We start from the raw sequence: 18,886 nt of genomic DNA, 5'->3' as shown, positions 1-18,886 counted from the left end.
GGATTGAATAAAGCAGGCCGCCAGGCGTCCAGGTCTCCGGCGGCCGCATCCCCGGCCCATCGTCAGGAGCTGACCCGTGTTCCCAATCCGGACCCTGCTGTGTGCCCTTCTCGCGCTCGCGCTGGGCCTGGGTCCCACGGCGGCGGAGGCCCGCTTCGGCAAGCGCTCGCGGCCGTCCCAGAGCGACTCGAACCGGGACAGGGATGACAAGGAGCACGGGGCCTCCGCCATCGGCTCGGACGACGACGACGATGACGACGCGCCCCGCCGCTCCTCCCGGCGGCGCTCCTCGAGCAACCGGCGGCACGTGAGTGGCGGCTCGAGCACGGCGACGGTGAGCTGGCTCTCCTACCTCTTCATCACCGGCAACCATCGGATGGGCGTGTCGCCGGAGCTGCGCGGGGAGCGCCACGCGGCGGCGGTGTCCTTCCGCGTGGGCATCCAGGGAGGGCCGCTCAACGAAGGGGGCGGCGGCGCCGACCTGTTCCTCGGGCTGGAGGGCCGGCGCTTCGGCGTGGACCTGCGGCTGACGGGCCTGGGCCTGCCCACGGATGACGGGACGAGCGGTTCGGACTCCATCACCCTGACGCAGTCGCACCTCACCTGGGCGCTCATCTCCCACGAGCGTGCCCGCCTGCGCGCGGAGGCCGGTGTCAGCACCGCGCACGCGCCCGACATCACCTTCGTCGGCCCCAGCTTCGGCGCCTCCCTGGAGGCCTGCATCATAGGCCCCCTGGACCTGGAGGCGCGCTTGCAGGTGACGCCCTTCCCCTACCGGCAGGTGGACGCGAACGCCGCGCTGGCGTTGAAGCTGGGCGCGGTGGTGCTGCGCGGCGGCTACCGCGGCATGGTGCTGGACGACGCCGGCTACGTGGATGGCGTCTCCCACGTCGACACCTTCCACGGTCCCTTCCTGGGCCTGGGCCTCACCTACTGACGTCCGCGGAAGTCCTCACGCCCGCGTCAGCGCGCAGCCCGCGCTCACGCGGGCGTCTTCACCGCGCCGCTGGGCACCGGGCAGTGCCGCCGCGTCGCCTCCAGCAGCATCTCCAGCCTCACGGGCTTGCGCAGCACCCCCGCCGCGCCAGGCGGCAACGGCCCGGCCTCCGCCGTCATCACCACCACCCGCGTCCCGGCGAAGCGCTCATCGGACCGCAGCCGTTCGAGCAGACCTCGCCCGTCCACGCGCGGAATCTCCCAGTCGAGCAGCACCAGGCAGGCGGACTCCAGCGCCGCGAGCACGCGCAGCGCCTCCACGGCGTTGATGGCCATGGACACCTCGAAGCCCTCGTCATGCAGCGCTTCCGCCATGGCCCCCCGAACGTCCGGGTCATCCTCCACAATCAGGACCTGCGGCTGCACCACGGGATGAGTCACACCCGGCACCCTAGTCCCTCCTTCGCGCCCAGGCACGAGCGACTTCGCCGCATTCCGCTCTCTGTCAAAGCATGAGCATCTGCCGGGCCCGCGCATGCAGATATTACAGCACGCGAAAGGCCGCTGCGGCACCGCGAGCCACACGGCCTCCCGGACAGGCGCGCGGCGTGAGCTTCCACCGGATGGCATTCGCAGCGACGGCGAGCCGGAGCGGTGTCCAGCGCCGCACAGCACACGCTGGTGGACGACTCCTCGCGCCTGGAGGCCCATGGTCCCTGGGGAGGGAAGTCGGTTGAATCCGCCCGCCCCCGAAATCCCCACGAGGAGTGGACCTTGCCCGCATCCAAGGCCGTGCTGTGCGCCGCGCTCGCGGTCAGTGTCCTGCTGGGCACCTCCCCCGCGCAGGCGCGCTTCGGCAAGCGAGACACCTCCTCGTCTTCGTCCTCGCCACGGAGCACGTCCCGTCAGGCCTCCTCATCCCAGGAGTCACGCGGCGCCCGAGCCCACCCCGCGTCCCCCATTGGCCAGCCCCGAGAGGGCCGCACGCACCCGGCCTCCGCCATTGGCCGCGAGCGCACGCCCCGGAGTGACGACGCGCCCCGGCGGCGCGCCATGCGCGTGCTCCGGCCGCCACTGGGAGCCATCGTCACGGGGGCCGTCATCGGCGCAACCCGCCCGGGCTTCGCCGCCGCGCGGCCCGCCCAGCGGGTGGTGCGCGAGCCAGAGGACACGGTGCCGCTGCTGGTGCGCATGGGCGTGCAGGGAGACTTGCTGGGCGACGCCGGGGCCATGGGACTCTTCATGGCCATGGATGGCCGCCGCCTGGGCCTGGACGCGCGCATCACCGGCATGTCGCTGCCCGCGATGGATGGCTCGGATGCCACCGACCGCATCACCCTGCTGAGCGCGCACGCCACCGCGGCGCTGTGGGCAGGGGAGCGGGGCCGGCTGCGACTGGAGGGCGGCGTCGCCAGCGCGCATGCGCCGGACATCCTCTTCGTGGGCCCCAGCTTCGCCGCGTCCGTGGAGGCCTGCATCGGCCCCTCGCCGGTGGACCTCGAGGCCCGCATCCAGGCGGTGCCCTTCCCGCACCGTCAGGTGGATGCCCAGGCCGGCCTGGCCGTGCACGTGGGTTCGCTCCACCTGCGCGGCGGCTGGCGGGCCCTCTACCTCAACGACGCCGGGCACACGACCGGGGAGAAACAAATCGAACGGCTCACCGGCCCGTACCTGGGACTGGGCCTCACATTCTGACGCCTCGGGTGGTGCTGGCCGGAGCCCCTTCTCTCACGGGCCCCAGCCAGCCGCCCGTCGCGCGCTACTCCTCGGACGCGGCGGCCATGGGCGCCGAACCGCCGCCCAGCTCCGCCACGTTGGACGTCGCAGGCGCGGTGCCACGCTTGGCGCCGCGCCGCTTGGGCGGAGGCGCCAGCCGCGGCTGCGTGCCGAACAGGCGCTCATACGTCTCCGGCGTGTTGATGTTCACCACCACGCCCGGGTCCTTCACCGGCACGCGGCGCACCTTCATCGTCGCCAGCGCGGGCTCCAACTGCTGGCCCTCCGCGGCGCGCAGCCGCTCCGCCCCGCTCCGCGAGAGCACCAGTGGCCAACCAGGCGCGCTCTCGAACTCCGGGCGCAGCAGCTCATCCGCGTCCCCCGCCATCTTCAGGAGCGACTTGAGCGTGGACGCGCGCAGCGCCGGCATGTCCACCGGATGCAGCAACACCACGTCCGCGCCCGCCTCCAGCGCGGCGTCCAGCCCCGCCTTTATCGACAGGAGGGGCCCTTCCTGCCACCGCTCCGCTTCCACCAGCTCCATCCCCGGATGCTGCTCGCGCACCGCCTCGGAGTCCTTCCCCACCACGCCAAGCACCATGGAACCCGCCTTGCCAAAGGTGGATGCCAGGGACTGGAGGAAGCTCTTGCCTCCCTCGTGCTCGATAAGCGCCTTGGGGTGGCCCATCCGCCGGGCCTCACCCGCAGCGAGGATGATCGCCACTGCCTTCATGCCAGCCTCCTCCGCCCCCATGAATGAACGCCGCAGGCCCGGGGGCCTCCTCTCAAAGGCTGTGGCGTCCGCGTGGGATTGCAGCCCACCCCTGGGTCCCAGCCGTCAGCCAGACGCCAGTCACTCCGGACGGGTGTTCGCTGGATGAGCATCCAGCCAGGCGCTCCGTCCCCTATCCGTCATCCGAAACACCGTGCCCTGTCAGGGGGGCTCCCGCGGGAATTCGAAGCCGCAGAAGGGCTCCGGGTCGGAACCGGGGCAGCCCTGGAGGGCTCCATGACGGATGCCTCCCCGCGCTCAACGTGGCCATCCTCGCCGCCAGGTGCACCAGCTCCGGCGCGGACTTCCGCTCCCAGGCCGTGTCCTCCGGACGCGGCGTGCGAAGCGGAGCGCGCCCTTCTGACACCGCTGAAACCTTGCACCGCCAGACACCTGCGCACACTGGAGCGCCTTGAGGCACACCCTGGGCGTCTGGCTACGGTGCCCTCCGTTCAGCCACTCGGGAGGTCGCGACATGACGGAGTCCACGCAACACGGCCAGGCACAGCACGGACGACCCTGGGTGCCCTGGCTGGTGACGGCGTTGGTGGTGCTGATGTCGGGCGGCGTGATGTATCTGGCGCACCGCGGGACGAGCCAGGCCGAGGCATTGGCGGAGCAGTCCCGCCAGTCCGCGGTGGAGGCCGCCACGCGGGCGCGTGACGCGGAGGCCGCGCGGCTGCAACTGGAGCAGAAGCTGGCGGCGCTGGAAGCCGAGCGCGCCCAGCTCGCCACGGAGAAGGAGCAGCTCAGCTCGGAGAAGGAGCAGCTCAGCCAGACGGTGCAGGAGCAGGAGGCGGAGCTGGCGAAGCTGAAGGCCACCTACGACGACCTGCAGGACAAGATGAAGGCGGAGATCGCCGAGGGCGCCATCCGCCTGTCCCAGGCCGAGGGCCGCATCCAGGTGGACCTGGTGGACAAGGTGCTGTTCGACTCCGGCGACGCGAGCATCAGCGCGCGCGGCCAGGAGGTGCTGACGCGGCTGGGCGGCGTGCTGGCCAAGGTGGATGACAAGTCCATCCAGGTGTCGGGCCACACGGATGACTCGCCCCCGTCGCAGAAGCTGCAGAGCACCTTCCCGTCCAACTGGGAGCTGTCCGTGGCGCGCGCGGTGAACGTGGTGCGCTTCCTCCAGGACACCGGCGGCGTGCCCGCGCGCCGGCTGGTGGCGGCGGGCTACGGGCAGATGCGGCCGGTGTCCACCAACGCGACCCCGCTGGGCCGCGCGCGCAACCGGCGCATCGAGGTGCTCCTCATACCGGACCTGCCCTCCAAGCGCACACCGGCCGCGGCCGTCCAGCGCGCGGTCGCGGGTGGCACCGCGACCAAGGCCCAGGCGAAGCCCGCGCGCGGGGCGAAGTAGCCGCGCGCCGCAGGCCACGCCTTTCCGCTACTGCTTCTCCACCGACTCCAGCAGCTTGCGGAAGGCCTTCTCCGAAGCGGCCACCGTCTTCTCCGGGCCCGTCAGCTTGAAGAAGACGGCGCCCTGGGCGCCTTCGACGATGGCGCCCAGCAGCCGGAAGCCGGGCTTGGGCGTCGAGGGGCCCATCATCGGCCCGCCGCCCGTGTACGTGCCCTTCACGTCCACCGTCGTCAGCGGCATGCCGTTGACCTTCTCCGCCTTCGTCTTCGACTTCTCCTGGGGAATGGGCTTGCCGTCCGCCGTCTGGAACTGGCCCACCCAGCGCTTCACGTTGGCGTCCACCGCGCCGCCCTGGCCCTGGCCGAAGTAGAAGACGGCCAGCTCCGCGCCCTCCGTGTCGCCCTTCGCCGCGGGAATCTTGTACGTCGCCGCGCGCATCGGCCGAGCCCCCTGCACCGCCCAGTCCGCGGGCGCTGTCCACCTCAGGCCCCCCACCTCCTCCGCATGCGCCACCACGGCAACGGCCACCACCAGCACACCCAATAGTCGGTTCATGCGCGGCAGCGTAACCGCCCGAGGCCCACTGCGCAGCGTGTCAACGACCGCCCGTCTCACAACCCCGCACGCGCCATCACAAGTGACACGACGCGTCAAGTCCCTTGTCTTCCTGCCAACCCATGGACGTGGTACGCCACGAACGTTTCCAGTCCAGTCATCCCAACCCAGGACTTGGAGGGGGTTGTACCCATGAGAAAGGTGTTGTTCCTCGGGGCCTTTGCCCTGGGCGCCTCGGCCTGTACTCCCGATATCGCCCAGGATCCGCCGCGGAGCCCCGAAGACTCCGTCGTCGCGGAGTTCGATCCGACCGGGTCTCCGCCCGTCGTCCCGTCTCCCAACGACCTGGCCATCGTCAACGGTCTGGTCAACGCGCCCATCAACCCTCAGGCCTCCCCCGCGGAGCAGGAGTTCACGCGCGACTACGTGAACACGCTCAACGGCTTCCCGACCACGGTCACCGCGACCACCCGCATCCGGGGCCTGGAGGCGGGAACGGTCAACGCGAACACGGTGAAGATCATCGACGTGTACGCGGGTACGCCGCTGGCGAAGCCGGCGACGCCCAGCTACATCGGGTACAACGAGGAAACCAACCTCGTCACCATCATCCCCCCGCTGCCCGGAGGCTGGCCCAAGGGTGGCCGCTACGCCGTGGCCATCATCGGCGGTGAGAACGGCGTGAAGACGACGGATGGCAAGCCGGTCATCCCGTCCGCCACGTGGGCCTTCGCCAGCTCCACCGAGCCGCTGGTCACCTGCGACGACCTGGATGCGCCCAACTGCCAGACGGCCACCGAGCTCATCCCCTCCACGGAGACGGAGCCCGCCGCCCGCCTGGCGGACCAGACGGCCAGCGCCCTGCGGCTGGAGCAGCTGCGCCGCGGCTACGCGCCCATCCTGAAGGAGGTGTCCGAGCAGTTCAGCGTGAAGCGCGAGGACATCGTCCTCCTGTGGACCTTCTCCATCATGGACCACCCGGAGGCCACCTTCGATCCGGGCAACGGCGTCGTCCCCTTCCCCAATGACCTGCTGCGCAACCCCGCAACCGGGAAACTGGCCCTGCCGGTGCCCCCCGAAGCCGGCACCGCACAGAACCTCATCCTGGGCCTCAACACATTGGACGGCTGGTCCACCACCGCGCCCATCGTGTCGGAGAACGGCGCGGGACGCGGCCCCATCGACACGGGTTCCCTGCTGGACGCGAACACCGTGCGCATGAAGATCGGCTTCGAGCCGGACACCGAGGAGGAGCCGAAGACCACGCTGCGCTTCGTCAAGCTGACCAACCCCACCTCGGGCACCAATCCCCAGGTGAAGGTGTGCTTCAACTGCGAGCCCGTCGTGGAGGGCCTGACGCCGGCGCCGAACTCGCCGCAGCAGCTCCAGATTGTCCCGGAGGTGCCGCTGGACGAGGCCACCCAGTATGGCGTGGTGATGCTGCGCGGCATGAAGGACACGCTGGGCCGCACCGTGGCGCCCACCGCCGCGCAGGCGCTGATGCGCATGGCCAACCCGCTGGTGGACGCCAACGGCAAGAGCCAGGTGGCCGCCGTTCCTGACACGCTCGCCCGGGACCTGGAGCCGGTGCGTCTGGGCATGAAGTCGCTGTTCGACGGCCTGGAGGCCGCGGGCATCCCGCGCAAGGACATCAACCTGGCGTGGGCCTTCACCACCCAGAGCACCCGCTCCATCCTCGAGCGGCTGAACGAGGCCCCCACGGCGGTGCCGGCCGACCCCGTCTACCTGGTGGACCAGACGGCCACCATCAAGGGCACGATGGACGCCCTGACGCTGGAGAACAACGCGGTGGGCCGTGTCTTCATCGGCGCGTACCACTCGCCCTTCCTCCTGGATGACGTCCAGGGCACGCTCAACCGCGCCACGCCGCGCATCGACCGCGTCCCGTTCATGCTCTTCACGCCCTCGGGCGCGGCGCCCGCGGACGGCTACCCGGTGGTCATCTACGGCCACGGCCTGACGGGCAACCGCACCAACATCATGACGGTGGCCAACAACTTCAACGCGGCGGGCTACGCCGTGGCGGCCATCGACACCGTGTTCCACGGTGAGCGCGCCAGCTGCGCCGGCATCAGCGAGGACGCCCCGGTCATCGTCGACGCGAACCGCGATGGCGTCCCCGAGCTCACCATCACCACGCCGGACGCGGCCTGCGACGACGGCGACACCTGCGACGTGACGGCGGGCAGCCCCACCTTCGGCCGCTGCGTGTCGAACAACCAGCCGGCCTGCAACGTGGGGCCGACCGCGTCGCCGCACGGTGACCTGTTCTGCTCCAGCCAGGGCCTGGGCCGCTGCGTGGCCGCCCCGAACAGCGCCACCGGCACCTGCGAGGGCGGCGACTTCGCCCGTCCGGGTCCCGCCCAGCCGCCGTACGTCTCCAGCGCGGGCTTCCTGAACCTGGTCAACCTGTTCGCCACCCGCGACAACTTCCGCCACCACGTGGTGGACTTTGCCCAGCTGGTGCGCGCGCTGGACACCGACACGCTCAACGGCCGCCTGGTTGCCGCGGGCGCCGGTACGCTGAACACCAGCCAGTTCAGCTACGTGGGCCAGAGCCTGGGCGGCATCCAGGGCGTCCTGTCCGCCTCCGTGTCCCCCGTCGTGGGCCGCACCGCGCTCAACACGGTGGGCGGCGACCTGGTGGACATCCTCCTGACGGCCACGGACCCGGCGTTCGTGCGGTACCGCTCGGGCTTCTTCCAAACCCTGGAAGACAACGGCCGCGCCCCGGGCACGCCGGAGTTCTACGAGTTCATCACCCTGGCGCGCACCATCCTGGACCCGGCCTCGCCCCGCAACTACGGCAAGTACCTGGAGAACTGGCCCGAGGACGCTTCCAAGCCGTCGCTCCCCGAAAACCGCGATGCGTTCATCCAGTACATCGCGGAGGACATGGTCATCCCCAACGCGGTGACCGAGGGCCTCATCAGCGCGGCCCACCACCCGCTGGTCAACGTCTCCACGCCCCGCACGGTGCAGACGTACCTGGCGAAGGACGGGATGGGCCTGCCGACGGACGTGCGTCACGCGTTCTTCGGCATCGTGGACCCGTCGCTGGACCCCAGCTCGGCGGCCAGCCAGTTCCTCCGGTCCGTGCGCAACACCGCGCAGAACCAGGTCATCCAGTTCCTGAACACGGGCGTCGCGTCGCCCACCCCGTAACGGCCTCCAGAGAGAGAACGAACCAACATGAAGAAGACACTCTCCCTCATCACGTTGCTCGCCGCCGGGACGACCCAGGCCGCGGGCTTCCAGGTCAACACCCAGAGCGCACGCTCCTCGGGCATGGCCAACGCGGCGGCGGCGTGGCTGGATGACTCGTCCGCCATCTACTCCAACGCGGCCAACATCCTGGGCGTGGAGAAGCTGGACGTCACCGCGGGCGTCACCGGCATCCTCCCCAGCCTGCAGTTCACCCCCACGGATGGCCTGGTGCAGGGGCAGAAGACGACGCTGTCCCCGCCGCCGCACGTGTTCGCCGTGTACAAAATCACGGACTCGCTGGCGGCCGGCGTGGGCTTCTACACGCCGTTCGGCGCGAGCAGCCGGTGGAAAGACGGGTTCGTGGGCCGCTTCCGCGCCCAGGAGTCCGCGCTGTCCATCTACAACATCAACCCCACGGTGGCGTACCAGCTGCACGACCGCTTCCGCGTGGGCGCGGGCCTGAACATCACCCGCGGCACGCTGGAGCTGAAGCGCGCCCTGGGCTTCGTCACCAGCGAGGGCCAGGTGCACCTGGGCGGCGCGGGCTGGGGCCTCGGCTTCAACGCCGGCGTCCAGGCCGTGGTGGTCCCGAAGCTCGTCACGTTGGGCGTGCAGTACCGCAGCCCCATCAGCATGACGTTCAAGGGCGACGCGGACTTCCAGAACGTGCCGCCGGCCTTCCAGGGCCGCCTGCCGGACACCCGCGTGGAGGGTGACGTCAAGCTGCCGCAGTCGGTGGTGGCGGGCATCGCCGTCACGCCGCTGGACCGCCTGACGATTGCGTTCGACGCCAACTGGGTGGGCTGGTCCAGCTTCCCGGAGCTCGCCATCGAGTTCCCGGACAACCCGGCCATCAACAACCCGCTGCCGAAGAACTGGCGGTCGACGTGGAACTTCCACCTGGGCGGTGAGTACGGCATCACCGACGCGCTGCAGGTGCGCGCCGGCGTGCTGCTGGACCCGGCGCCCAGCCCGGATGACACGCTGACGCCGGACCTGCCGGACGCGGACCGCTTCGGCGTGTCGGCGGGCGTGGGCTACAGCTTCGGCGCCGTGCGCGTCGACGCGGCCTACCAGTTCGTCAACCTGTCCGACAAGAACAGCACCGCGCCGGGCATGACGGGTACCTACAACGGCACGGCCCAGGTGTTCGGCCTGACGCTCGGCTACTCCATGTAGTCTTCCGGCACCGTCCGGACCTCACCGCGCCCGGGTCTCCTCACGGAGGCCCGGGCGTTGTGTTTCCAGCGCCAGCCCTTCGCGTCAGACGCGCAGGTCTCCGTCGTGCAACACCCGCCCGGAGGCCAGCGCCTGCGCCGTGCGCTGGAGCCGCTCCGTGCCCATGCGCATCAACTGGCCCTTGAGACCTGGCTGACTGAGCAGGTGCTTCTGGAAGGCGTCGCGCTCCAGCCGCAGGACCACGCCCGCCACGTCCGCGCGCACCGTGGCGGACACCGGCTTGTCCAGCAGCAGGGAGATTTCACCGAAGACGTCGCCCTCGCGCAGCGCGGACAGCGCCACGCGCCGTCCATGAGGCTGCTCCAGCCACGGCGTGCAGCGCCCACGCAGCAGCACGTAGAAGGCGTCTCCCGGCTGGCCCTGCGTCATCAGCGCCTCGCCCGCGGCGAAGGAGCGCAGCTCGAAGTCGCGCGACACCGCGGCCTTCTGCGCGGGCGACAGCTGATTGAAAAGCGGGTTGCTGCGCAGCAGGTTCTCCACCATCCGCCGCCGGTAGAAGGCGTCCACCACCGCCGTCACGTCCGGGTGCCGCGCCGCCACCGCCTCCATGTGCTGGCGCGTGAGCTCCAGCAGCACCGCGCGCTCGGTGGCCACCACGGTGGCGAGCCGGGGCCCCTCGGAGATGAGCGCCAGCTCCCCGAAGAAGTCCCCGGGCGTCACGGTGCCCACGCTCCGCCGTTGGCCGTCCTCCAGCGCGCGCACCACGTCCGCGCGGCCCTCCACCAGGGCGAACATGGAGGCGCCCGGCGTCCCCTCCTCCACCACCGTCTGCCCCGGAAAGAAGGCGCGCACCTGAAGCACCTCGAGCAGCGCGACGAAGGTCTCCCGGCTCACCTGCGAGAGGATGGGCAGCCCTGTGGCGCCCTCCTCCGCGACATGCACCCGGGTGGCCTCCACGGGCACCGCCGCGCCCGGCGGCAGGGCGAAGCGCTCCGCCAGCACGCGCGCGGTGCGCACGAGCGAGGCCTGGGGCGCGCCCAGTCGAGGCAAGGCCACGCACGCGGCCACCGCGCGCAGGGGCTGGCCCGCCTTCGTCCAAGCCAGCGCAGCCTCCTGGTACGCGGCAGCGGCGTCCGCGGAACGGCCGAGCCACTCCAGCAGCTCCGCCACCTTCTGACGCACCTCCGCGTCGTCCGGCGCGTCCTTCACCACGCCCTGGTATTCCGCCAGGGCCTCCTCCAACCTGCCCTCGCTGGCGAGCTGGACGGCCCGCTGCCTGTCCGCGCCGTGCACGTGCGCCATGGCCGCCTCCCCTGCTACGCGCTGAGCGCGCGCACGCGCTCCGCGAGCTTTTCCGTGAAGAGGCGGAGGATGCGCAGCGCGGCCGCCGCGTGCGTGTCCAGATAGTGCTGGAAGTCCACGCGCGTCACCCGCAGGGCCCGCACGTCCGTGCGCGCGCGCACCTGCGCGGACGTGTCTCCGTCCAGGATGAGGGAGACTTCGCCGATGAAGGCTCCAGGCCCCAGCGTGTTGAGCAACCGGGCGCCGGGCTCCGGACCGGCGAGCACGTCCACCGTCCCCTCCAGCAGCACCAGCAGTCCCGAGCCGGGCGCGCCCTTCTCCAGCACCGTGGCCCCCTGCGCGAACTGCACCGGCCGCGCCAGCTGGTAGAGGTCCTTCATGTCCACCAGGGACAACTCGCCGAAGAGGGGAATGGCCTTGAGGTATTCGTAGCCGTCCGGCGGCGGCGGTGGCGGCGCGCGGGCGGGCTCCACCGACGGACCGCCATTCAGGTTCAGGTGACGCAGCAGCCGCGTGTGCTCCGCCTGGAGCGCGATGTCACCCCGAAGCTCCGGCTCCTGGAGCGCATCCGCCAGCAGCACCAGCGCCTGCCACGACTCCCCTTGCGCGTCCAGCAGCGCGCTCATCCGCAGCACCGCCTCACGCCGCGCCACCGCGATGTCCGGAGACACGGCACGCAGGGACTCCAGCTCCGCGTGCGGGTTGCCCAGCTCGCGGTACACCGCGGCGGCCTCCATGGGACGGCGCAGCCGGGTGAGACAGCGGGCCATGGCCTCGCGCGCCTGCAGCGACTCGTACAGCGACAGCGCCCGCTCCAGCGCGCCGCCGCGCTCGAAGGCCGCCGCCGCCCGGGCCGGTTCACCCGCGCGCAGCCACGCCTCCGCGGCCAGGAGCAGCGCGCCCGCTTGTTCGTGGAGCTGCGCGACATCGGCCGCGGCGCCATCCACCTCCAGCACCCGCGCGGCGCCAGCGAAGTCACGCGCCCGCCGCAGCACCGACACCAGCGTGGCGCGAGCGAACGCGGACGCACGCGAGGACTCCTCCAGCACGACGTCCCGCTGCGACGCCGCCAGGGCCTCGTAGATGCGGACGGCCACATCCACCGTCCCCTGCGCCACCGCCTCCCAGAAGGGCCGCGTGCCCGTGCTGGCGGGCAGCTCGTCACCGTGCCCCGGCTCCACCGTGGAACGCGCCATGCCGTGAACTCCCCCAAGCACCCCTGGGCCCACCCCCTGGGCTCTCCACGTGCTGGATTGGCGCCGTGCGTAGCAGACCCCATGAAGGGAGGCGAGCGTCCTCGCGAGGCAGGCGTCTTCCACATGGAAGACGCCGCCCAGGGCCGCGTTCAGTCCACCTTCGTCGGGAACGGGTTGCGCTCGGCGAAGCCGAGTTGGTGCCAGTACGGGTAGGTGGGCGTCACCGCGCTGGCCGCGTCGAGCCGGGCCACCTGATCAGGGGTGAGGTTCCACCCCACCGCGCCCAGGTTCTGCCGGAGCTGCTCCTCGTTGCGCGCGCCGATGACGATGGTGGACACGGAGGGGCGCTGGAGCAGCCAGTTGATGGCGACCTGGGGCACCGTCTTCCCTGTCTCCGCGGCGACGGCATCGAGCGCGTCCACCACGCGGAAGAGGTACTCCTCGGAGAGAGGCGGCGCCCCCTGGGCGTTGAGCGAGGACTGCATGCGGGAGCCCTCGGGCCGGGGCTGTCCCCGGCGAATCTTTCCCGTCAGCCGCGCCCAGCCGAGCGGGCTCCACACGACGGTGCCCACCTTCTGGTCCAGGGCGAGGGGCATCAGCTCCCACTCGAACTCCCGGCTCACCAGCGAGTAGTAGGCCTGGTGCGCCACGTGCCGCGCGAGGCCGTACTTCTCCGAGGTGGCGAGCGACTTCATCAGGTGCCAGCCGGAGAAGTTCGACGCGCCGATGTAGCGAATCTTCCCGGCGCGCACGAGGTCGTCGAGCGCCCGCAGCGCCTCCTCGACGGGCGTGAGCGCGTCGAAGGCGTGCAGTTGGTAGAGGTCGATGTAGTCGGTGCCCAGCCGCTTCAGGCTGGCCTCCACCGCGCGGGTGATGTGGAAGCGCGAGGAGCCCACGTCGTTCGGTCCCTCACCCGAGCGGAAGGTGCCCTTCGTGGAGAGGATGACCTTCTCCCGGCGGCCGGAGATGGCCTTGCCGAGAATCTCCTCCGCCAGGCCGCGCGAGTAGTTGTCCGCGCTGTCGAACATGTTCAGCCCCGCCTCCAGGCTGATGTCCACCAGACGCGTGGCCTCCTCGACCCCGCTGCTGCCCCACACCTTGAAGAAGTCCCCCTGGCCTCCAAAGGTTCCCGTCCCGAGCGTCAACACCGGGACCTTGAAGCCAGAGCCGCCGAGCTGCCGATATTCCATTCCCATAGAGGGGCCTCCTGGTAACGGGCGAGCCCCAGGCGCTCAATCGGAATGCGCGACCCGGGCAGCAATTCCCCCCGCTATGCTCCGGCGGAGCGAACGTTAACGTGGGGACCGGCACGTTCTCCCGGAGTCCATTGGCATGAAGTCGCGCATCACGGTTGCCTGGAGCACCGTCGCGTCCCTCCTGGCCGTGCTGCCTGGAACGGCGGCGCATGCCCACGCGGGCCTCCCGGAGACGTCCAACGTCACCCTCCGCCGAGGCCACCCCCAGGACTTCTTCTCCGGGACGACGTTCGGCGCGGTCATCTCCCGCGACAGCGGCAAGACCTGGCGCTGGGTGTGTCCGGATGCCATGGGGTACGGCGGATGGCGCCCTGAGGCCTACCTGTGGCGGGAAACCGGCGACATCCTCGCCGCCACCGGCAGTGCCCTGCTGCACTCCCCGGATGAGGGCTGCTCCTGGCGCACGCATCCCTTCTTCAAGTCGACCTGGGTGACGGGGCTGGCGGCCCACCCCACCGATGACCGCGTCTTCCATGCCGTCACCGGGCGGCCCGGCCTCGCCAACGGCCTGTACCGCTCCAACGACGGCGGCGAGACGTGGACCGCCTCGCCGCTGCTGCGCACCGGACTGGAGCTGAACGCGGTCCGCGTGTCCCCGGTGGACCCCCGCCGCCTCTACGTGTCGGGCGTCTCCAACAACCAGATGGTGGTGCTGCGCAGCGACGACGCGGGCGACACCTGGCAGGAGTTCCCCCATGCGCTCCCGGAGTTGCTGCGACCCTACGCGCTGACCGTGGTGGCGGTGGACCCCGTCGCCGTGGATGTGGTGTGGGTGCGCGTCTCCGCGCAGGGCTACACGCACCTGCTGCGCAGCGATGACGGGGGCCGCACGCTGACGCAGGTGACCGTGTTGGATGACACGTTCATCAACATGGACCTGTCCTCCGACGGCGGCACCGCCTGGGTGGGCACCCTCAACTACTTCTTCATGGGCTCGAGCACCGGCCCGCTGGAGAAGCAGCCCCTGCCCACCGGCAACGCGTGCGTGCTGCGCGACGGCGAGACGCTCTACGGCTGCGGCTCCACCTGGCTGCACGACTGGGCCCTGGCGCGCAGCACGGACCAGGGGCGCACGTGGGAGCACATCTTCGCGCTGTACGAAATCCAGGGCACGCAGCTGTGCCCACGTGGAACCCCCGTGCGGGACCTCTGCCCGGCCCGCTGGCCGCAGCTCGCGGAGCAACTGGGCGCTCCGCTCTACCCGGATGGTGGCGTGGAGGAGCCGCCGCCGCCGGATGCGGGGGCCCCGGATGCGGGCACGCCCGACGCGGGGCAACAGCCGCCCGAGCAGCGCCCACCCGAACCGAAGTCCGGTGGCTGCACCGCCGCTGCGGGCCCCGCCCTGCCCCTGCTGTTGTTGCTGTCCTCCCTCCTCCCGAGGCGCCGTGGCCCACGGCGTCCACATCGATAGGCTTCTGATGACACTCCCGATTCGAAAGCGGCTGTGGGCCCCTTGCGCGGCCGTGCTGCTGGTGCTGGGCACCGCCTGCGACGGCGAGGACGCGCCACGGGACGAAGCGTGCGGCGAACCCCTCTACGGCGGCGAGGCCACCGACGAAGCGTGGCGCACCTTCGTCGACGCGCAAGGCCGACCCACCGACAGCTCCCAGGCGGTGACGCTGGAGTCCCCCGCCCCGGGCCAGACCTATGCGATGGACGCGGCGCCGCCCACGTGGCGTTGGACGTCTCCGCTGGCCTCCCGGCTTCCATCGCGCGAGACGCCCCGCTCCATGCTGGCGTGGCTGGGCAACCTGCTGCTGCCGTCCGCCCAGGCACATCTGCCGCCCGTCACCGGCGACTTCTACTGGGTGCAGGTCACCGTGCCGGGGCGCCAATGTCCGGTGGAGCTGCTGACGTCGAACATGGAGTGGCAGCTCGACGCGGCGACCTGGGACACGCTCCGTGCCGCCTCGGGTCAGGACCTCCGCGTCCAGGTGACCAGCGCCTACCTGGTCCAGAACCGGCTGCGTGAAGGTCCGTATCGCCTGGAGTCACCACGCACCATCCGCGTGGAGGATTCGCGATGAGCCACCGGACACCGTGGTGGATGCCCGCGCTGGCGCTGCTGATGGCCGGCTGTGATGAGAACTCGGCGCGGGTGGTGGGCGTGACGCCACCGGACGGGCTGGACTACGCGCACGAGGAGCCTTGGCGGGAAGGAACGTTCATTCCGCCGCCGGGCCCCGGCGGACGCATCCTGGTCACCAACAGCCTGGATGACACCCTCAGCCTGGTGGAGCTGGCCACCGTGGGCACGCCGGACTTCCGCGAACTGGCGCGCGTGCCGGTGGGGCTCAACCCGGTGGAGCTGGAGGGGCCTCACCACACCGCCGTGTCCCCTGCGGGGGACTTCTATTACGTCGGCATCTCCAACTACGTGCCAGGGGGTGGCTCGGGGCCGCATGGTGCCCACGGCACGGGCGCGGATGACGGCTACTGCTTGAAGCTGGACGCGCGCGACAACCGGCTCGTGGGCTCGGTGCGTGTGAATCCCAATCCCGGCGACGTCGTCATCAGCGCGGATGGGAGCACGCTGTACCAGACGCACTTCGACACGCTGAAGATTGCCGAGATGGCGCGCCAGGGCCGCCCCGAGTCGGACATGAACGCGAACCTGGCCATCATCGACGCGCGGACCATGACCCGGAAGGCCATGGTGGAGGTGTGCCCCGCGCCGCACGCGGTGCGCCTGTCCGCCGACGAGCGCACGGCCTACATCGCCTGCTGGTCGGACGAGGTGGCCATCGTCGACCTCGCTGAGGCGAGCCCGACGGTGACGCTGGTGAAGGTGGCGGCGGGCTCGGGCAGTGCGGTGGCACCCCGGCACCAGCCCTACGCGCTGACGCAGTCCCCCACCACGGGCGAGGTCTGGGTCAGCTCCATGGCCAGCCGGCAGGTGCACGTGCTCAATCCCCAGACGCGCACCATGATGCATGAGCGCGCCGTGCCGCTGCGCGGGCCGCCGATGTTCGGCGCGTTCACCGCGGACGGGCGCACGCTGTACATGCCCTACCAGTTGGTGGACGCGCTGGCCGTCATCGACCCGGAGACGGGCACCGTGCTGCGCGAGGTGCAGTTGGCGGACGCCGGCTGTCTCAACGTGCATCAAGTCACGCTGACGCCCGACGAGCGCATCGGCCTGGTCGTCTGTGAAGGCGACCACGTGGGGCCGGGCACGTTGCACGCGGTAGACCTGACGGAAGGCACGGTGGTGGGCACGGTGGAGGTGGGCATCTTCCCGGACTCGGTGAGCATCCTGCGGGGGCAGCCATGAAGCGCGCGGCATGGGGTGTGGTGGCGCTGGCCCTGGTGCTGACCGGCTGCGACGACAGCGGCAACGGCCGCGTGCCGGCGGCGGAGTACGGCGAGGTGCTGTTCAACGACTCGCGGCTGTCGGAGAGCGGCTTCAACAGCTTCTCGTGCGCGACCTGCCACGCGACGACGCCCACCGCGCCGGCGGGGCGGATGGACTCCGGCTACACGCTGTATGACTCGGCGTTCCGGGAGAGCTGGTGGGGCGGCTTCGAGACGCGCCTGCTGGACGCGGTGAACTTCTGCTACGTCAACTTCATGCGGGGTGTGACGCCGCTGCCGAAGGACTCGCCGCAGAGCCGGGCGCTGTACGAATACCTGGTGAGCATCAGCCCGAGCCCGTCCGCGCCGGCCCGTCCCTTCACGGTGGTGAAGGACATCGTCGAAGTCACGCGCGGTGACGTGGCGCGCGGACAGCAGGTCTACGTAGAGGCCTGCCAGAGCTGCCACGGCGAGCCCCACACCGGCGCGGGCCGGCTGACCGAGCTGGCGTCGATTCTGCCGGAGGTGACGAACGACTACGACGCGCTGTTCCCCGGCGTGCCCAAGTCACTGGTCGTCATCGAGAAGGTGAGGCACGGCCAGTTCTTCGGTGTCGGGGGCAACATGCCGCTCTACAGCCTGGAGTCCCTGTCTGACGAGGACTTGGGCGCATTGCTGGCATTCCTGGCTTTGTGACGGGACCTGCGTGTTCCGGTGGAGCCCACGGGCCACCGGACATAACCTCGCCGCGGACACACACGTGGGAGCGAGAATGGGGTTCTGGGGCAGGCTTTTCGGGAGGAAGACACCAGCGGCCGGCGAGGTTCCTCCCGGCTCCTCCAAGGCCTGGGCGGTGGAGCCGCGCGAAGCGCTGATGCGGCAGGTGGAGGCCCTGCTGCGCGCCGACCCGGCGGTGGAGAAGGTGGAGCGGCGCACGCAGGACTACGGCCTGGACATCACCCGCGCCGGAAGTGACTGCACCTTCTTCCTGGACAACCTCTTCGCGGACACGCGCGAGCTGCCGCCCGAGCAACGCGTCCAGCTCATCCAGCGCTACCTGCGCGCGCTGTGGCAGGAGTCGCCGGATTCGCTCCACTGGGAGCAGGCCCGCGAGCTGCTCCTGCCCGTGCTGCGCGCATCCACCTTCGGCATGTCGCTGCAGAAGCCGGCGGAGTTGGACCGGGAGATGGTGGGGCGGCGGACACTGCCCTTCCTGCGCGAGCTGCTGGTGCTGGACCTGCCGGAGTCCGCCATGTTCGTCCAGCGCCGGCACCTGGAGACCTGGGGCGTCACCGAGGACGAAGCCTTCACGGCGGCCCACGCGAACCTGGCCCGGCTCCCGGACGAAGGCGTGGAGCTCTACGACGAGGAGCACGGCCCGCTGTGGACGGTGGAGACGCGCGATACCTATGAGACGTCCCGGCTGCTGCGCCCGGGGTTCCTCGCGTCCTTCGCCAGTCGCGTGGAGGGCCGGCCCATCGCCATCCTCCCGGAGCGTTCCACCCTGCTCATCGGTGGCGACGCGCGTCCGGAGCTGGTGGCACGGCTGACCGAGAGCGCAGAGCGGGAGTACGCGGCCGCGTCCCGATGCCTGACGCCCGCCCTGTACACGGTGGACGACACGGGACGCGTGGTGCCCTACGTGCACCCCGGTCAGGACGTGCTGGCGAACCGGGTGCGGCTGGCCCACGTCCGCCTGGCGCTGGCGGAGTACAGCGCCCAGAAGGAGGAGCTCGACGCGCTCCATGCGGAACAGGAGGTGGACCTGTTCGTCGCCAGCTACAGCGCGACGGCGCGCAAGCGGGACGAGTTCCCCATCTCCTGGTGTGTCTGGTCGCACGACGTGGACGCCCTGCTGCCAGAGGCGGACATGGTCGCCGTGCGCCCCGCAGCGGAAGGTGATGAGTTCTTCACCGTGCCGTGGCGGGAGGTGCAGCGCATCGCGGGCCGTTGTCTCACGCCGGTGCCGGAGCTGTGGCCGCCGCGCTACCGCACCACGGAGCAGCCATCCCCGGAGATGGTGAAGCAACTTCGCGCCGCGCAGGTCACCTTCGAGGACTTCCAGGCGCCCTGAGACAGGAGGACGGCA

General features: G+C 70.8%; 16 protein-coding genes. 10 read left to right on the top strand and 6 right to left on the bottom strand.

Annotated elements, in window-relative coordinates:
- Positions 1 to 76 precede the first annotated feature (76 nt).
- Complete coding sequence (locus tag FMP39_RS05585) at positions 77 to 937, top strand: hypothetical protein (RefSeq protein WP_141588967.1); 861 nt, start codon at positions 77 to 79, stop codon at positions 935 to 937.
- Between the two features lie 44 nt (positions 938 to 981).
- Here the strand turns inward: FMP39_RS05585 and FMP39_RS05580 are convergent, their stop codons facing one another.
- Positions 982 to 1,386 (bottom strand): response regulator, encoded by a 405-nt coding sequence (locus FMP39_RS05580; RefSeq protein WP_141588966.1) that lies wholly within the window; start codon positions 1,384 to 1,386, stop codon positions 982 to 984.
- A 324-nt stretch (positions 1,387 to 1,710) separates the two neighbouring features.
- Here FMP39_RS05580 and FMP39_RS05575 point away from each other — a divergent pair, with 324 nt between their 5' ends.
- On the top strand, positions 1,711 to 2,631 hold the full coding sequence (locus FMP39_RS05575) for a hypothetical protein (RefSeq protein WP_228557700.1): 921 nt from the start codon (positions 1,711 to 1,713) through the stop codon (positions 2,629 to 2,631).
- Between the two features lie 64 nt (positions 2,632 to 2,695).
- On the opposite strand, the gene FMP39_RS05570 is transcribed toward FMP39_RS05575, so the two are convergent.
- Complete coding sequence (locus FMP39_RS05570; RefSeq protein WP_194858249.1) at positions 2,696 to 3,385, bottom strand: NTP transferase domain-containing protein; 690 nt, start codon at positions 3,383 to 3,385, stop codon at positions 2,696 to 2,698.
- 514 nt (positions 3,386 to 3,899) lie between these two features.
- On the opposite strand from FMP39_RS05570, the gene FMP39_RS05565 reads away from it, so the two are divergent.
- The gene (locus tag FMP39_RS05565) at positions 3,900 to 4,787 is read left to right on the top strand and encodes an OmpA family protein (protein WP_141588963.1); all 888 of its coding nucleotides are present in this window, start codon (positions 3,900 to 3,902) and stop codon (positions 4,785 to 4,787) included.
- Positions 4,788 to 4,814: 27 nt separating this feature from the next.
- Here FMP39_RS05565 and FMP39_RS05560 read toward each other — a convergent pair whose 3' ends face one another.
- On the bottom strand, positions 4,815 to 5,342 hold the full coding sequence (locus tag FMP39_RS05560) for a hypothetical protein (protein ID WP_228557699.1): 528 nt from the start codon (positions 5,340 to 5,342) through the stop codon (positions 4,815 to 4,817).
- Between the two features lie 192 nt (positions 5,343 to 5,534).
- Between FMP39_RS05560 and FMP39_RS05555 the strand changes: the two genes are divergently transcribed.
- Positions 5,535 to 8,528, top strand: a complete 2,994-nt coding sequence (locus tag FMP39_RS05555; protein ID WP_141588962.1) for a hypothetical protein — start codon at positions 5,535 to 5,537, stop codon at positions 8,526 to 8,528.
- Positions 8,529 to 8,555: 27 nt separating this feature from the next.
- The gene (locus tag FMP39_RS05550; protein ID WP_141588961.1) at positions 8,556 to 9,749 is read left to right on the top strand and encodes an OmpP1/FadL family transporter; all 1,194 of its coding nucleotides are present in this window, start codon (positions 8,556 to 8,558) and stop codon (positions 9,747 to 9,749) included.
- An 84-nt stretch (positions 9,750 to 9,833) separates the two neighbouring features.
- Here the strand turns inward: FMP39_RS05550 and FMP39_RS05545 are convergent, their stop codons facing one another.
- The 3 genes from FMP39_RS05545 to FMP39_RS05535 all read right to left on the bottom strand — a co-directional run bounded on the left by FMP39_RS05545 (position 9,834) and on the right by FMP39_RS05535 (position 13,437).
- Complete coding sequence (locus tag FMP39_RS05545) at positions 9,834 to 11,051, bottom strand: cyclic nucleotide-binding domain-containing protein (RefSeq protein ID WP_141588960.1); 1,218 nt, start codon at positions 11,049 to 11,051, stop codon at positions 9,834 to 9,836.
- Between the two features lie 14 nt (positions 11,052 to 11,065).
- Positions 11,066 to 12,247 carry a cyclic nucleotide-binding domain-containing protein gene (locus FMP39_RS05540; RefSeq protein WP_141588959.1) on the bottom strand — a complete coding sequence of 394 codons (1,182 nt, stop codon included), beginning with the start codon at positions 12,245 to 12,247 and terminating at the stop codon, positions 11,066 to 11,068.
- A 149-nt stretch (positions 12,248 to 12,396) separates the two neighbouring features.
- Complete coding sequence (locus FMP39_RS05535; protein WP_026114086.1) at positions 12,397 to 13,437, bottom strand: aldo/keto reductase; 1,041 nt, start codon at positions 13,435 to 13,437, stop codon at positions 12,397 to 12,399.
- Between the two features lie 142 nt (positions 13,438 to 13,579).
- Here FMP39_RS05535 and FMP39_RS05530 point away from each other — a divergent pair, with 142 nt between their 5' ends.
- The 5 genes from FMP39_RS05530 (at position 13,580) to FMP39_RS05510 (ending at position 18,871) form a co-directional block, all read left to right on the top strand.
- Positions 13,580 to 14,914, top strand: a complete 1,335-nt coding sequence (locus FMP39_RS05530; protein WP_141588958.1) for an exo-alpha-sialidase — start codon at positions 13,580 to 13,582, stop codon at positions 14,912 to 14,914.
- A 7-nt stretch (positions 14,915 to 14,921) separates the two neighbouring features.
- A complete protein-coding gene (locus FMP39_RS05525) occupies positions 14,922 to 15,530 on the top strand; it encodes a hypothetical protein (protein ID WP_228557698.1) in 609 nt (202 codons plus the stop codon).
- Complete coding sequence (locus tag FMP39_RS05520; RefSeq protein WP_141588956.1) at positions 15,527 to 16,777, top strand: YncE family protein; 1,251 nt, start codon at positions 15,527 to 15,529, stop codon at positions 16,775 to 16,777. Before FMP39_RS05525 ends, FMP39_RS05520 begins: the two co-directional genes overlap by 4 nt.
- Positions 16,774 to 17,493 carry a c-type cytochrome gene (locus FMP39_RS05515; RefSeq protein ID WP_141588955.1) on the top strand — a complete coding sequence of 240 codons (720 nt, stop codon included), beginning with the start codon at positions 16,774 to 16,776 and terminating at the stop codon, positions 17,491 to 17,493. Before FMP39_RS05520 ends, FMP39_RS05515 begins: the two co-directional genes overlap by 4 nt.
- Positions 17,494 to 17,569: 76 nt before the next feature.
- Positions 17,570 to 18,871 (top strand): DUF1444 family protein, encoded by a 1,302-nt coding sequence (locus FMP39_RS05510; protein WP_228557697.1) that lies wholly within the window; start codon positions 17,570 to 17,572, stop codon positions 18,869 to 18,871.
- Positions 18,872 to 18,886 lie beyond the last annotated feature (15 nt).

This window comes from Myxococcus sp. AB056 (assembly GCF_006547365.1).
Taxonomy (GTDB): Bacteria; Myxococcota; Myxococcia; order Myxococcales; family Myxococcaceae; genus Myxococcus; species Myxococcus virescens.
The sequence above is the reverse complement of the archived record's forward strand: the minus strand, read 5'-3'. Positions and strand labels throughout refer to the sequence as shown.